Consider the following 14,043-nt stretch of genomic DNA (forward strand, 5'->3'; position numbering starts at 1 on the left):
AGAATTATAACAGACCGCCGACCTAAACAATCAAATTCTACTTATACATTCAAAAAGGATTACCCCAATGGGTCGCCCCGTAGTTCCCCAAACGTACGACATTTTCCTCGCCGGTGCTCGGCCTGTGCAGGGCATCGCACGTAAGCTTGCTGTCGGCGTTGCCAGCACCATCGTCATCCCGAAGGGCACGGTCGTATTCTCGATCAGTGTCAGGAATAAGACCGCGAATGCCGTCACTGGCGGTATCAAGATCGGTACCACTCTCGGTGGTACTGACGTGCTCGCTGCCGGTGCAGTTGGCGCGAACGCTGTCACGCAGTTCCTGCCTGTCTCCGGTCAGGTCGCGAACACCGCTGCTGACCGCACTCTGTACATCGACGCTGTGACCGCGTGGAACTCCGCCTCGGTGGATGTCGTGGTCGAGTTCGAGTACCTCGCCTCGTAAGCGAGTTCGTATCTAAGCTGTACTCCGATAGCTGACAAGGCCGGAGCCTCTGCACCATCAGGTGTACGCTCCGGTCCTCTATCCGCGTTTGAGCCGTGCGAACTCTTTAGCAGCAGCGAGAGCCTGCTCTTGTGTCATCGCCTCGGGCCGTAGCCTTCGGCTAGGCTCATCATCGTAGTAGAAATACTTCTCGCCGCCCGTCCACGTCACCTTGAAGCTGCCGGTCCTGGCTACCGCCTCGGGTGTCTTCGTTAGTTTCACTGTCATACGCTTCAGGTAGTTCCCTCCGGTCAGGATCGCCAGAGAAGCCGCAGGAGAGGCTGTCCGTCTCCCGGCTACGCGACAACGGGCGGCAGGATTTAACGCACAGGTGATTCCGGCTGTTGATCGACGGCGGATGGAAAGGTCTTACCCGATTATGGAAAGGACTTTCCTCGGGATGCGCCAGTTCAGATCGCAGATTTGACGGAATTTTTCGTGGGGGTATCCGACAGAAGACGCGCGGCCTGATCCCCCGTACGCCCGTTCATAAAATCGGTATAATGAGTTCGTATTAGGATTGCATTCGGTTTCATAGCCGGAAAGCAACACGCTAATACTTTGCCTTAGCCGGTAGGGTACCGGGTATGCATCATTGCATTGAACATAGTTATAGCATGTAGCTTAGCCGGATACAAGCTTGGTGATTAGCAAGCGTAGGCATGGGCATCTGTCTTTGTCTGTCTTTGTCCTATCCTGCATATCCTCTCGTATCCAAATCATAGTTATAACCTAGCTACTACCTAGGCCAAGCCTAAGCCGAACATGGCCTAGCTAATTCCCTCCCTATTTGAAGATACCAGAACGATACGGCTTAGCTGTATCGGTCTAACAGATATTATATAATATAATCAGATAGATAGTACATACTAGCTACTAGATAGCCGAATAAGAACAACTAGTATGTATAATCCCAGCTACTGAATTGATGTACAGAAACAAGCTACTAGACTATCTACTGTACTAGATAAGCCATTGATATATATACAATAGTTCTGCGCAGTTGTTGTCTGCAATAGTCCAATACGAGCTATAAATCAGATAGCTATACAGACTGCGACAATAGCAGCAATCATCAGCAAAATCATCAGCTTACATCACAGTTTCTGTACCAAGCTAAAATACTAGCTTTTAGTACAGATGATTGGTGCTATTGTTTGGTTGTCGCAACGGCGCGGCGGACTGAACCGAACGGCTAACCGCTCCGGCAACTTGCCAAGGTTCTCTCTGCTTCGTTTGTCAGCAACATCCTACGGAATTGCCTACTAGCTCACTGTATCGGGCTAGATACTAGGCAGATGATACAGACGACACTAGGCGTATACCTAGTCTCAGGCCGAACCTTGAACCTTGGATGGAGCGGGCAGGGCTATTGAGTATCTGCGGATACGGGCAAGTCAGCCTTTAAGCCGTGGTACGTGCGAGTGACGCTCGCAGTGTAAGCCGAATAGGCGTTGCATCTTGGATGCTACACACAGAGCGTTGAATGCTCGCACGTAGTCCATCGCACTAGGTCAGGTTCCTGATGTTTTGCGGGATGCTTCACAGTGTCCATCGCAAACCGTTCGCAGGGTAATCACAAGCGCACTAGCTATCGCAACAGCCAAGCTTGCTAGTGGTGATTACCAGTTAGTTACAGCCATCGCAGCGTCATGAATGCGGGCTTGCAGCGCGGACCCACGCAATCGTTTAGTGCGGGTTTCATTGCAGGCAATACGCACGATTAGAGCGGGCTTTGTAACTGCATCTAACTTCATAAAACGCAAACAACGCATACAGCCAGCTAGGCCGCACAGCGAACGTCGTGAGACGCGAACGCCATACGTGCGCCTAGTTGGTTATGCGAGCGCAGAGAGTAAATCGTGCATCTGCTACGGACGTAATAGCATTGTCTGCACGTTGCTGCGCTCACACAACCAACTAGTGAGCAACGGTTATGTTAACACTGAAAGAAGCGCATCAGCGCATGTCTATCAATCGCATGTCGCTACGGAATACCGGACACGGTGACTACAAGGTCAACTTCCTTGAAGCACGCGACGACAAGGCCGCGTATTTCACTGATGACCTTGAGGACGCTGTTCTGACGGGCGCTGCTATGCGCCGTCGTCGCGAGGCTAAGCTACGCTTGGTGTTCGCATGAGCTATCGCGGCAGACTGCTACAGGCAACGGGCTTCATGTTCGTCCTGTTATCGATCACGCATCTAGTCATCACGTGGAACGGTGCAACCACGATTATCGGGACCGCAATAGCTGCGTTCCTGACTGCATTCTGCTGCGTTCGCAAACCCCGCTCCTAGACGGTATCTAGGATCAACAGCCCGCGCCATTGAGGCGTTCAACCGGAGACCATGCACATGACTGCCAAGACCAAGACCGCTACTGCTGCGCCCGCTCTGCCCGTTGTGAAGGCCGCTGGCCCGATCAAGCTCCTTGTGGGCGTCAAGGCAATCGAGGATGCGCTCATGAGCATTCATCGGCGCGGGCAGACGCTGCAACAGGACATGCACATTGCTGCCTGCTCGGTGCTCTCGCATATCGGCCAGCACTCCGACATCCGCATGGCTGCGAAGCTCTTGAACGCGATGCCTGAAGCGGCGCGCAAGAATGCGATGCGCGATTGGCTCAGCGAGTTCGGCCCTGTCACGTTCGACGGCGACAATCCGATCTTCGTGCCCGGTGGCAAGGTTCGGCTCGGTGACGCTATGGCGAACCCGTTCTGGAAGTTCAGCCCTGAGAAGCCGTATCAGGCGATTGACGTGGCTGCGCTCATTGCGAGCACGATCAAGAAGCTCGAAAAGGACGCGAAGGAAACCAAGGCGAACCACGGCGCGCTGATCGCGGGCTTGGAGAAGCTGATCCCGGCTGCGCCTACCGCGCACTAACGCTACCGGCCTAATGCCCTAGGCCAACCTCCGATCAACTAAGCCGCGCTCAGCAATGGGCGCGGCCTTTTTGTGTTTGTGAGAACGCTCATAGCGAGCGTTGCCACAAGCGCATTGTGCGCTGTCATAGGGGAACACCATGTTGGACTACGCAGTTAATCACGGCGACAAGATGCGCGACATCGTTGACGTAATGCGCGCTGGTCGCAAGATCGAAGCAATCAAGCAGTGGCGCACTCTGTACGGCGTCGGGCTCAAGGAAGCCAAGGATGCTGTTGAGGCTCTGTGCTCTGCGTTCGTGCCGAACGTGGCGTTCTCTTCTGCGCCTGCTGCGGCTCCGGCTCAGTACATGGTGTTCAGCAAGCAGTACGAGCACGACTACGATTGGTCGCGCTATTGGGCTGATGACCGCGCTGATGCTGATCGTTGGGCCGAAGGCCGGATCAACAGCAACTGCGAAGATGTTGTTGTGGTCAAGGTCGTTGCGCAGTCTGTCATCACTCGCGCGATGAAGTCCGTCTAACCAATTCACCTACGCATAGGGCGCAGGCTGTTCACTCAGTCTGCGCCCTTTTTGCGTTCTGATGGAGGAACGTCATGTCGTTAGAGGCTCTGCTCGTGCTGCTGTTCACAGTGTTCGCTGTACCCGGCGCATGTTTTCTCGTCTGTCTCGGTATGGTCATTCGCGGCTTGGTGCGTGGCTACCGCATTCGCAGCGTGCATCGACACTACCGCCCTGAGAAGTCGGGGAGGTACGCGTGATGCACAAGTACGACGTGGAATACACGGACACGTTCGGCGGCGAAGCTAACTACTGTTGGGTTAAGCGCGCTGTTGTGTCTGTTCCTGAGTGGCCGCACTTCAAAGGTTGGGACGGCAACGGGCGTATCGAGCCGAAAGGCTACAAGCCGTACCTAATGCGCGAAGCTAAACGCGCTGTTGGCTTAACCGGCGTGCGCGGCACGGTAGTTGAGCACGGAGACATGATCGAGTTCAGACCGTATCGCAGCGCGACTGTGATGTTCATTACATGGAAGGACGAGCAATGAGCACGACGCCACGGCTCTACGTCGGCACGTACGCCAAGTACAACAACGGCTCTATCGGTGGTGCGTGGCTCAACCTAGACGACTACAGCGACAAGGATGCGTTCCTTGAAGCGTGCAAAGAACTGCACAAGGACGAGCCTGATCCTGAGCTTATGTTTCAGGACTACGAAGGCTTTCCGCGTGCGTACTACAGCGAAAGCTCGGTTGACGAGAAGCTGTGGGACTGGATTGAACTCGATGAAGACGACCAAACCATGCTTGAGGCGTACGTCGAGCACGTCAATCAGGACGGCGACATAGAGCAAGCTCGTGAAGCCTTCATGGGCAAGGCCGACACGAAAGCCGAGTTCGCTGCGCAGTGGCTGTCAGATACTGGCGGTCTCGAACGAGTGCCTGAGCACATACAGAACTACATCGATTACGAAGCGTACGCTCGTGACATGGAGCATGACGGCATCACGTTCGTCAGGCTCAACGGCGAGCTTTGGGTATTCGGCAACAACTAAGGGGAAAACAATATGCGAACTGTCAACGTGAACGAGATCAACTCCGCGATCATCAAAGCTGATCGTATGGAGGCACAGCGCGAGCACGGCGAACGCTACGAGCATCGCCAGCGCGTGAACGGTCAGCCGTTGCGCGAGGAACCGTCAGCGATGCCGCCGACGAACTACGGTAGCGAAGCGAGTGCGTACAAGCCTGCGCACGGCGGGTACTGCGGTTTGCGCGCTGGCCGCGCTGAGTAATCCACGAACACTTCAACGGAGAACACTACAATGGCTAAGCCAACTCGTAACCGTCGCGTCAGCATCCTCGGCGCAATCGCTGTGCACGCTGAAGCGAACAAGTCTGATCCGTTCGCCGCGAAGCGTGCAGCTATGACGCTGCGTCGGCATCCTGGCGATAAGGTGCACATGGCCGAAACGGCTGAGCGGCTGAACGCTGCTGGTGCGTCTCGCATGAAGCGCAATGGCGCTGCTGACTGGCTCAGTGACGCACAACACTACGCTCTGTCTACGCTGCGCAATGGTCTCGTCGTTGCGCTCAAGAAGCGTGCGCCGCGCAAGCGCAAGCCTGCGCTGAGCATGAGCCAGTTCGCCACCAAGGCTGATCTGGAAGCGGCGAGGGCGGCAGCGTGAGGATGCCCGGCAAGAGCGTCTTCGCGTCGGCCATGCAGATGCTGACTGATGCTGAGATCATGCAACGGTTCGCCCTACAGGCTCGCCGTCCGCATGTGTCGAAGCATCGGCAAGATCGGCGCGGCAAGTGTCGCATCGCTGATAACTCGGGCATCAAGAAGCGAATGCGTGCTTGGCGTCGGGAGTGCGCTGCGTAATTGCCTGCACTGACATTCAACGAAGCCGCCGCAGAGCTACGCGTTAGCGTGCGGCGGTTTCAGGACATCGTTAAGCGGCATCCGTTCTACTATCCGAACGGGTGTCGCAAGCTTTTCACGAACGAGCACATCGCTCAGATACGCGAGGCATTAACAGAGGAAGCGCGATGCTCAAGCTCAAAGAGAGACACGGTTCGCCGTACTGGTACTTGCGCGGCACCGTCAGGGGCATCAGCGTTGACGAAAGCACTGGCATTGCTGTCAGCAACGTCAAGTCAGCAAACGAATACAGGATCAGGCGCGAAGCGGAAGTTCTTGAAGAGAGCATCCACGGTAAGCGCGTAACAGCGACATTCGCTCAGGCCGCACTGAGCTACTTGGAAAAAGGCGGACGACAGACACACAGGCTAGCCGACATCATCAAGCACTTCGGTACAACGAAGCTCAGCATGATCGGACAAGCCGAGATCGATGACGGCGCGATAGCCGTGTTTCCGAACATGCAGAACTCTTCTCGTCGCACGTTCTACTACGCTCGTGTGTCGGCCATACTGAAGCACGCTCACAAGCGCGGTATGTGCGACGAGATAACTTTCGATTGGCCACCATTAGGCAACGGAGTGATCCGTTGGCTGACGAAGGATGAAGCGAACCGGCTGATAGACGAAGGCAGGCACATCAAGCCGCTGCTGATCTTCCTGTTCTACACCGGGGCGCGCATCAAGGAAGCGATGAACCTTCAGCTTCAAGACCTGGACCTTGAGCGCAGGCACGTGCAGTTCATTGACACGAAGAACGGAACAGATCGCGGCGTGCCGCTGCATCCGCGTGTCGTTGATGCTCTGCGTGAAATGCTCTCGGTGCACAGGCCGAACGGTGGAGACGTGTTCCGCCGCGTAGACGGTACTGAGTACGACCACGGCGCAAAGCCTAGTGATCGTGTCAGGAACGTCTTCAAGGAAGCCTGCAAGCGAGCAGGCATCACGAAGTTCAGGATACACGACACGCGACACACATGGGCAACGTGGCACTACCAGATGAACCGCGATCTTGGTGCGCTACAGAAGCTCGGTGGATGGAAGACACTAGCGATGGTGATGAGATACGCACACACGAACGTCGCAGAGTTAGGCGACACAATAGACAGGCTGTAGCAATGCAACTGAACAATGACGAGTACCATGCACGACGCTTTGCGCATCAGATACTCGGACTGATGAACAGATACATACCTGATGCGTGTCACCGGGAAGTGTCGCAGCACCTGTATCAGTGGGCGCTCGATCAGGGCCTTGAGCTTACGAACAAGGCGATGCGCCAGCAGTACGAGGCGTGGAAGCTGTGCACCTTGGAAATGTCGCCTATCTTTATCGGGGAAATTCCGGGGAGTGGGAACGAGCAGGGTGGATAACCCTGCATTCTCAATTGCTTGGCTGGCGCTCAGTTATATACATAGTATAGGGCGAGGCGCCTTGCGAGCCATTGCGTGTCCCCGGAATTCGACGTAACCAGCCGCAAACCCACTGGAAATCGGGCATGACCGACCGCAAAAACGGCCTCACATACGCCGATTCAGGCGTCGATATCGACGCGGGCAACCGTCTCGTCGACCTGATCAAGCCGATGGTGCGCGCCACCGCCCGCGCCGGCGCCGATGCCGAGATCGGCGGCTTCGGCGGCCTGTTCGACCTCAAGGCGGCCGGTTTCAAGGATCCCATCCTGGTCGCCGCGACCGACGGCGTCGGCACCAAGGTCAAGATCGCGATCGAGACCGGCCTGCATGGCGGGATCGGCATCGACCTCGTCGCCATGAGCGTCAATGACCTCGTCGTGCAGGGCGCGGAACCGCTGTTCTTCCTCGACTATTTTGCCTGCGGCAAGCTCGATCCGGAGGCGACGGCTGCGATCGTCGCGGGGGTTGCCGAAGGCTGCCGTGAATCCGGTTGTGCGCTGATCGGCGGCGAGACCGCCGAGATGCCTGGGCTCTACAAGGATGGTGATTATGACCTCGGCGGCTTTGCCGTCGGCGCCGCCGAGCGGGGCACGCTGCTGCCGCGCAAGGATATCGCCCCCGGCGATGCCGTGATCGGCCTGGCCTCGTCCGGCGTGCATTCCAACGGTTTCTCCCTGGTGCGCAAGATCGTCGAGCAGTCCGGCCTCGGCTTTGCCGCGCAAGCGCCGTTCGCGCCGGTCATGACGCTCGGCGGCGCGCTGCTGGCGCCGACCCGGCTCTACGTCAAATCCTGCCTGCGCGCGATCCGCGAGACGGGCGCGGTGAAGGGCCTCGCGCACATCACCGGCGGCGGTTTTACCGACAATATTCCGCGCGTGCTGCCGAGCCATTTGGGCGTCGGCATCAATCTCGCGCGCCTGCCGGTGCTGCCGGTCTTCAAATGGCTGGCCGCGCAAGCCGGAATCGCCGAGCTCGAAATGCTCCGCACCTTCAACTGCGGCATCGGCATGATCGCAATCGTCGAGCCGGACAAGGTCGACAAGGTTATCGAGATCTTCACCGACGCGGGCGAGACCGTGGCGCAGCTCGGGACCGTGATCCCGGCCGACGGCGAGCACCGCGTCGTCTATAACGGTCACCTCGATTTGGCACTATGATGAAGCGCCGCGTCGTCATCCTGATCTCCGGCCGCGGCTCCAACATGGCCGCGCTGATCAAGGGCGCCGCTGCCGCGGATTTTCCGGCGGAGATTTCGCTGGTGATCTCGAACAAGCCCGATGCGCTCGGGCTCGAGCGCGCCAAGGCGGCCGGCGTGAAGACGCTGGTGATCGAGAGCAAGCCGTTTGGAAAGGACCGCGCAGGATTCGAGAGGGTGCTCCAAGCGGCGCTCGACCAGCACGGCATCGAGCTGATTTGCCTCGGCGGCTTCATGCGTCTGTTCACCGCCGAATTCACAAAAGCCTGGTACGGGCGGATGCTCAACATCCATCCCTCGCTGCTGCCCTCGTTCCCCGGCCTGGACCCGCACGGGCAGGCCTTGCGCGCCGGCGTGAAACTGTCTGGCGCGACGGTGCACTTCGTGATCCCCGAGACCGATGCGGGTCCGATCGTAATGCAGGGGGCGGTGCCGGTCAGCGATAACGACACGGCGGACACGCTCTCGGAGCGCATCCTCGAAGTCGAGCACCGCATCTATCCGGAGGCGCTGCGGCTGCTCGCCAGCGGCAAGGTCCGGATCGAAGGCGACGTCTGCAAGACGGCGGGAAGCGGGCCGTCCGAAAATTTTCTGGTTTCGCCCATCGTGGCGAGCTGAACCGCCGTCGCGCAGGCCTTGCATTGTTGTCGCAAACAAAATCCCCCGGCGGAGCCGGGGGCAACGTCATGGTCTCTCGCTTGTCAGGCTCGAGAGAAATCAGGAGACCTTGAGGTTTTCCGCGGATGCTTTGCCGCGGTTTTCCACGAGGTCGTATTCAACCACCTGGTTTTCGTTGAGGGTGGAAAGTCCGGCACGCTCGACGGCGGAGATGTGGACGAACACGTCCTTGTCACTGCCGTTCGGCTTGATGAACCCATAGCCCTTGGTCGGGTTGAACCATTTGACGGTGCCCTTTTGTGGCATCGTAGTCTCCTCCGCTAGATACAAAAAAGACGCGGCCGCTTTTCGCGTGCCACGCCACAAACGGGCTTCCGGTAGTCTGTTCGAGTCTTGAGTCTCAAGGTCGCGAAACGCACAGCCGAGCGCCAATTCCGATTGTGTCCGATATTGCAACATGAAAATCGCGCGTTAGCAAGCCGCGCGCGAATTTCAAGACCGGTTCGGGGACGGCCTTCTGCAATTTGCGAGCTGTGGCCGCGGAACCACAATCGAGGGTAATCGCCTCGGCCACAGCCCGCCAACCGGTTGACCCTCCGTGGCAGTTCAGCACAAATCACCGCAGGTGCGTGCCGTTCGTGTTGCATTTTTGCGCGCAGTCATTCGCTTCAGGATTGGTCATTATGAGCTGCCCATTGCAGCCCTCCGGGACATTGCAGACGATTGGGCTGGATCGCGTTCGCCGGATTGTGATGGCGATCGCCATGACCTTTGTGCTCGTCGTCATGATCTCGGCGGCGACGCCCGCTTTGGCGCAGAGCCCAACACCGACGCCGACGCCTACTCCGACACCTTCTCCGACACCGACCCCCACGCCGTCTCCGAGCCCGATCCCGATCCCGACGTCGATCAATTACGACCAGTCGGCCGGAAACAGCACGCTCAATCTCGGTTCAGGCTTCCTGGAGCGGCTGGGAAACCAGGCGTCCGGCGGTTTCAATCGGGCGTTCCGCAACAATCCCGGCGGCGGCGGGGCGTCCGAGGGCACGGAGGATCCGCGCTTCCGCACCTGGTTCGAGGGCTACGGCGTCGCGGTCCGGACCGATGCGCAGGGCGATTTCGTCGGCGACAAGCGCAAGACATTTGGCGGCGTCGCCGGCTTCGGCGCGCGGGTTGCGCCTGGCGTCAATCTCGGTTTCTCCGTGGATCAGAGTCATACCGACATTGACGTGCCGCTCGCGTTGCAATCGGCGACGCTGGACATGACCCAGATCGGATTCAACGGCTCGCTTGATAAAGGGCCGTGGACCTGGGCCTTCGCGGTGGTGCACGGTTTCGGAAAGGTCCATTCCAGCCGCGACACCGGCTTTGGCCTTGCCACTGCGGGCTATCGCGCCGCGGTCGATGGCGCGCTGACCGAGATCAGCTATTACTGGACCAAGGATCAGATGCGGGTCGTGCCCAAGGGCGCGCTCGAATATGTCCGCGCCACCGGCGCGGCGTTCCAGGAGGCCGGGGGGCTTGATCCGCTCAACGTCGGTTCGACCGCGATTTCACGCGCGCGCGTCATGATCGGCGCTGAGATCGGGCGCTACTTCATCTTCGACCGGAAGATCCTCGATCTGTCCGCCTACGGCAAGTTCGTCGACAATTTCGATCAGAACCTCGGCTCGGTCCAGGTCAGTCTCGGGACCCAGAACATCGTCGTGCCCGGCATCGGCGAAAGCCGTTACGGTATGGATGCCGGCGCCTCCGCCTCGCTCAGCCTGACCAACACCGCGCGGCTCTACGTCAATTACGACGGCAAATTCCGCAACGAGCTCACGTCGCACCAGGGCACGGTCGGTTTCGAATACAAATGGTGAGGCTGCCGCCTAAATCGGCATCGCCGCAACATAGCCCGTCAATCCAAAACCCTCGCGCGCGGCCGTCATCATCGGAACCAAGGCGTTCGGATGAATGAATTCGTCGCGGAAGCAGGGGTAGGTCTTGGGATCGAAAATCTTCTTCAGCCAGTCGACGACGATCTTGTGGCGCTCGGAGGTGCGGAACTCGCTGTGATAGGTCAGCCAGAGATCGGCGTGATGGCTGACGCTGAGATCGACGGCAACGAGCGGTGCGCCGAGCGCGATCGACACCGTCGGCAGGAAACCGATGCCGGCGCCGCGCTCCACCGCATAGAGCACACCGACGGAAGAGTTGGTCTTGATCCCGACGATGCCTTCCAGCGACTTCAATCCGAGGACGCGGGCGTAGGCGCTGTCGTCGACCTGCGGCGCATTCTGCTTGACGATGCGGTGGTTCTTGAGGTCGGCGAGAGTCGCAGGGACGCCGTAGAGCTTCGCGTAGTCCCTGGAGACGAAGGGATAGATGTGCAGCCGGCCGAGCTTGGCCACGATCAGATCTGGATTGGTCGGTGGTTCGAGCTGGATCGCGATGTCCGACTCCAGCCGCGCGACGTCGGCCTGCTCCATGGCGCAGCGCAGATCGACCGCGATCTTGCGGTAGGTTTTCTGGAAATCGATCAGCCGCGGCAGGATCCAGAAATTGCCGGGGCCTTCCGTCACCGCGATCCGCACGGTGCCGGATGCATCGTTCGAGGTACGTGAGGCGCGCCGGAAGACGTTGAAGGCGTGACGTTCCATATGCCCGACGTCGGCAATCATGGCCGTGCCTTCGTCGCTGAGGGTGAGCCCGCTCTGGTCGCGCAGGAATAGCTTGCAGCCGATCTTCTCTTCGAGCCGGTCAATCCGGCGCATCAGGGTCGTGCTGGTCTGCCCGAGCTCTTCGGCAGCGTTGCGGAAGCTTTTGTATTTTGCGCACGCCAAGAACAGCTTCAAATCGTCCCAGGACGCGTCCAGGGCTTCTTCACTGTGCTGCATCAATGCAGCACCCCGGTGCAATACTTGCTGCATACGCAAAATCCCCAGTCGCTAAGCTGATCGTCATAGCGGGGCACGAAGCCTCAAACGATAGAGGGGCGATATGGCGATGGAAAGGGGCTCGTTTGCCGCGAGGCACGATTTCGACGCGTTGCCGCTCAGCCCCGAGGTGGACGTCCGTTGTGCGCAATTTTCCGAAATTGCTGCGCTTTCCGATATGGCGCACCGGCTCGTGCCCGGCGTGCGCATCGGGGCGGCAGAACTCGCGACGTACTTCGCGTTCGATCGCCAAAGTCTCCTGACCTTCAGCCGGAGGGGCGATCTGCTCGGCGGCATGGCCTTTCTTTTTCTGAGCGATCGCGGACACGATGCGCTGCTGCTCGACGACATCTGCCTGACCGCGCCCGAGACCTGCCATCTCGCCGCGCCCGACGAGCGGGTTTCCGCCATCTACATCTGGGCGATCGCGGCGACGGGACGGGGGATCGCCGGTCTGGGCAAAGCCGCCGCTCACCTGCGCCAGATCAGATTTCGCAACGCGGACTGCTATGCGCAGCCGGCAAGCGTGGCCGGGCGCGAGATCATGAAGGCGACCGGTTTCGAGCCCGTCCCAAGTTTTCAGTCCGACCTCTGGTGTTACGAGCGGCCCTGGAATCGGCAGCCGATGCGCATGCCGGGCGGGATCATTCAAGCAAGGAGTTTTACAGATGCACGGCACTAGGATCCCTCTCGCCAAAGTCGACTCCCGCGCCATCACGATCAAGCTCGCGCGCGATCCCAGCGACCTCATGCTGGTCACCGCCATTCGCTCCGCGGTCTATCTTGCCGAGCAGGATTGTCCGTTCGACGAGGAGTTCGACGGCAACGACATGGTGGCCGCGCATTTCATCGGCTTCGTCGGCAATGAGCCCGCCGGCTGCCTGCGGGTGCGCTTCTTCGGCGATTTCGCCAAGGTCGAGCGGCTGGCGGTGCGCCACCAATATCGGCGCTCGCGCGTCTCGTTCAAGCTGGTGCAGGCGAGCGTCGATTATGTGAAGCGCAAGGGGTTCCGCAAGATCTACGGTCAGGCCCAGGACCGGCTGGTCGATTTCTGGGCCCATTTCGGCGCCAAGCCGCTCGGCCACAACCGCAAGATCACCTTCTCGGATTTCTCCTACACGGAAATGCTTCTGGAGATCGAGCCGGGCGCCGATGCCATCACGCTGGACAGCGATCCCTACGTGATCATCCGTCCCGAGGGCGATTGGGACCGGCCGGGCGTGCTCGAAGCATCAGCGGGCCGGGCAGTGACATCGCCGCTGCGGGGCTTCGCGCCCGCGGACCGCTGAAACGGGTGCAGCTACGCGGAAGACAATGCCGGTCTCCATGCATGACGATCTGCCGATCCTGGTCTGTGCAGATCTCCAGGTCGAATACCTGACCCAAGGGCGTCGCCATGTCATCCTCGACGGCGACGTCACCGCCGCGCGCTGCCAGCAGTTGCTGACGCTGTGGCGCGACAAGCTCTGGCCGGTGATGCATCTCAAGCGCATCGCTCAGGCCGCCTGGTTCAATCCGTCATCCAGGCTGACCGATTGGATCGCCGAGGCGAAGCCGCGGCCGGGAGAGTTGACGTTCGAGCACCCGTTGCCTTCGGCCTACAGTTCGCCGCGGTTCGTGGACTACATGTCCAGTATCCGCAATCTGCGCTGCGTTCTGACCGGATTTTCCCTGGACGAAACCATTCTGGCCACCGCCGTCGAAGGGTTTCACCGCAGCCATCGATACGAGGTGGTTGGCGACGCTGTCGCGTGCCGGCAGCCGGGAACGGGGGAGGCCGCCGCCTACAAGCAATCCATGATGAATGTCATCGGGCATTTTGCTACGATCCAATCCAGCGCCGATCTGATCAGAATCAGCGGCGCCGTCGCGGGCGATGGGACGCGATCGGCGGATGGATAGGTGGGACATTGTCGCGCGGAGACGAACTCAACGAACTGGCAAGCGAGCTATCGCGTGCCGCCGAGAGGGCGCGCCGCATCGGCCTGCCCACCACCGTGTATTTGCTTGCGATGGCCCTGGTCGAGGTGAGGGAGGCCGCTGAGGCTGCCCGCGCCGAGGATGACGACGGCGCGGCCTGAGGCCAGCCCCCCGTATGCGG

The 14,043-nt window shown here is 59.3% G+C and carries 19 protein-coding genes; 17 read left to right on the forward strand and 2 right to left on the reverse strand.

The window, feature by feature from the left end; translation table 11 throughout:
* Nucleotides 1-67 precede the first annotated feature (67 nt).
* From AC0L2O_RS07990 to purN, 12 genes are all read left to right on the forward strand, one after another.
* Nucleotides 68-445, forward strand: a complete 378-nt coding sequence (locus tag AC0L2O_RS07990) for a hypothetical protein (RefSeq protein ID WP_473369342.1) — start codon at nucleotides 68-70, stop codon at nucleotides 443-445.
* Nucleotides 446-2,420: 1,975 nt separating this feature from the next.
* Entirely contained in the window at nucleotides 2,421-2,627 is a 207-nt protein-coding gene (locus tag AC0L2O_RS07995) for a hypothetical protein (RefSeq protein ID WP_473369343.1), read from the forward strand.
* Nucleotides 2,628-2,842: 215 nt separating this feature from the next.
* On the forward strand, nucleotides 2,843-3,370 hold the full coding sequence (locus AC0L2O_RS08000; RefSeq protein WP_473369344.1) for a hypothetical protein: 528 nt from the start codon (nucleotides 2,843-2,845) through the stop codon (nucleotides 3,368-3,370).
* A 139-nt stretch (nucleotides 3,371-3,509) separates the two neighbouring features.
* The gene (locus AC0L2O_RS08005; protein ID WP_473369345.1) at nucleotides 3,510-3,893 is read left to right on the forward strand and encodes a ribosomal protein L7/L12; all 384 of its coding nucleotides are present in this window, start codon (nucleotides 3,510-3,512) and stop codon (nucleotides 3,891-3,893) included.
* A gap of 238 nt (nucleotides 3,894-4,131) precedes the next feature.
* Nucleotides 4,132-4,419 (forward strand): hypothetical protein, encoded by a 288-nt coding sequence (locus tag AC0L2O_RS08010; RefSeq protein WP_473369346.1) that lies wholly within the window; start codon nucleotides 4,132-4,134, stop codon nucleotides 4,417-4,419.
* Nucleotides 4,416-4,925, forward strand: coding sequence for an antirestriction protein ArdA (locus AC0L2O_RS08015; protein WP_473369347.1), 510 nt, complete (start codon nucleotides 4,416-4,418; stop codon nucleotides 4,923-4,925). The genes AC0L2O_RS08010 and AC0L2O_RS08015 overlap by 4 nt, the downstream gene beginning before the upstream one ends.
* Nucleotides 4,926-4,937: 12 nt before the next feature.
* Nucleotides 4,938-5,165, forward strand: coding sequence for a hypothetical protein (locus AC0L2O_RS08020; RefSeq protein ID WP_473369348.1), 228 nt, complete (start codon nucleotides 4,938-4,940; stop codon nucleotides 5,163-5,165).
* 30 nt (nucleotides 5,166-5,195) lie between these two features.
* A complete protein-coding gene (locus AC0L2O_RS08025; RefSeq protein ID WP_473369349.1) occupies nucleotides 5,196-5,558 on the forward strand; it encodes a hypothetical protein in 363 nt (120 codons plus the stop codon).
* 364 nt (nucleotides 5,559-5,922) lie between these two features.
* Entirely contained in the window at nucleotides 5,923-6,909 is a 987-nt protein-coding gene (locus AC0L2O_RS08030) for a tyrosine-type recombinase/integrase (protein ID WP_473369350.1), read from the forward strand.
* A gap of 2 nt (nucleotides 6,910-6,911) precedes the next feature.
* Nucleotides 6,912-7,166 (forward strand): hypothetical protein, encoded by a 255-nt coding sequence (locus AC0L2O_RS08035; protein ID WP_473369351.1) that lies wholly within the window; start codon nucleotides 6,912-6,914, stop codon nucleotides 7,164-7,166.
* Nucleotides 7,167-7,291: 125 nt separating this feature from the next.
* Nucleotides 7,292-8,365: a phosphoribosylformylglycinamidine cyclo-ligase gene (gene purM, locus AC0L2O_RS08040; RefSeq protein WP_473369352.1), complete on the forward strand. Its 1,074-nt coding sequence runs from the start codon at nucleotides 7,292-7,294 to the stop codon at nucleotides 8,363-8,365.
* Entirely contained in the window at nucleotides 8,365-9,021 is a 657-nt protein-coding gene (purN, locus tag AC0L2O_RS08045; protein ID WP_409192898.1) for a phosphoribosylglycinamide formyltransferase, read from the forward strand. Before purM ends, purN begins: the two co-directional genes overlap by 1 nt.
* A gap of 99 nt (nucleotides 9,022-9,120) precedes the next feature.
* On the opposite strand, the gene AC0L2O_RS08050 is transcribed toward purN, so the two are convergent.
* The gene (locus AC0L2O_RS08050; protein ID WP_007591938.1) at nucleotides 9,121-9,327 is read right to left on the reverse strand and encodes a cold-shock protein; all 207 of its coding nucleotides are present in this window, start codon (nucleotides 9,325-9,327) and stop codon (nucleotides 9,121-9,123) included.
* Nucleotides 9,328-9,704: 377 nt separating this feature from the next.
* On the opposite strand from AC0L2O_RS08050, the gene AC0L2O_RS08055 reads away from it, so the two are divergent.
* The gene (locus tag AC0L2O_RS08055) at nucleotides 9,705-10,886 is read left to right on the forward strand and encodes an autotransporter outer membrane beta-barrel domain-containing protein (RefSeq protein WP_473369353.1); all 1,182 of its coding nucleotides are present in this window, start codon (nucleotides 9,705-9,707) and stop codon (nucleotides 10,884-10,886) included.
* 9 nt (nucleotides 10,887-10,895) lie between these two features.
* On the opposite strand, the gene AC0L2O_RS08060 is transcribed toward AC0L2O_RS08055, so the two are convergent.
* Nucleotides 10,896-11,936 carry a LysR family transcriptional regulator gene (locus AC0L2O_RS08060; RefSeq protein ID WP_409189046.1) on the reverse strand — a complete coding sequence of 347 codons (1,041 nt, stop codon included), beginning with the start codon at nucleotides 11,934-11,936 and terminating at the stop codon, nucleotides 10,896-10,898.
* A 70-nt stretch (nucleotides 11,937-12,006) separates the two neighbouring features.
* Here AC0L2O_RS08060 and AC0L2O_RS08065 point away from each other — a divergent pair, with 70 nt between their 5' ends.
* The 4 genes from AC0L2O_RS08065 to AC0L2O_RS08080 are packed head-to-tail and all read left to right on the forward strand — an operon-like array spanning nucleotide 12,007 to nucleotide 14,023.
* The gene (locus AC0L2O_RS08065) at nucleotides 12,007-12,624 is read left to right on the forward strand and encodes a hypothetical protein (protein ID WP_473369354.1); all 618 of its coding nucleotides are present in this window, start codon (nucleotides 12,007-12,009) and stop codon (nucleotides 12,622-12,624) included.
* Nucleotides 12,611-13,231, forward strand: a complete 621-nt coding sequence (locus AC0L2O_RS08070) for a GNAT family N-acetyltransferase (protein ID WP_409189044.1) — start codon at nucleotides 12,611-12,613, stop codon at nucleotides 13,229-13,231. The genes AC0L2O_RS08065 and AC0L2O_RS08070 overlap by 14 nt, the downstream gene beginning before the upstream one ends.
* 25 nt (nucleotides 13,232-13,256) lie before the next feature.
* Complete coding sequence (locus tag AC0L2O_RS08075) at nucleotides 13,257-13,844, forward strand: isochorismatase family protein (protein WP_473369355.1); 588 nt, start codon at nucleotides 13,257-13,259, stop codon at nucleotides 13,842-13,844.
* Between the two features lie 8 nt (nucleotides 13,845-13,852).
* Nucleotides 13,853-14,023, forward strand: a complete 171-nt coding sequence (locus AC0L2O_RS08080; RefSeq protein ID WP_473369356.1) for a hypothetical protein — start codon at nucleotides 13,853-13,855, stop codon at nucleotides 14,021-14,023.
* The last annotated feature ends 20 nt before the right edge of the window (nucleotides 14,024-14,043 follow it).

It is taken from the genome of Bradyrhizobium sp. Kon10, assembly GCF_055807395.1.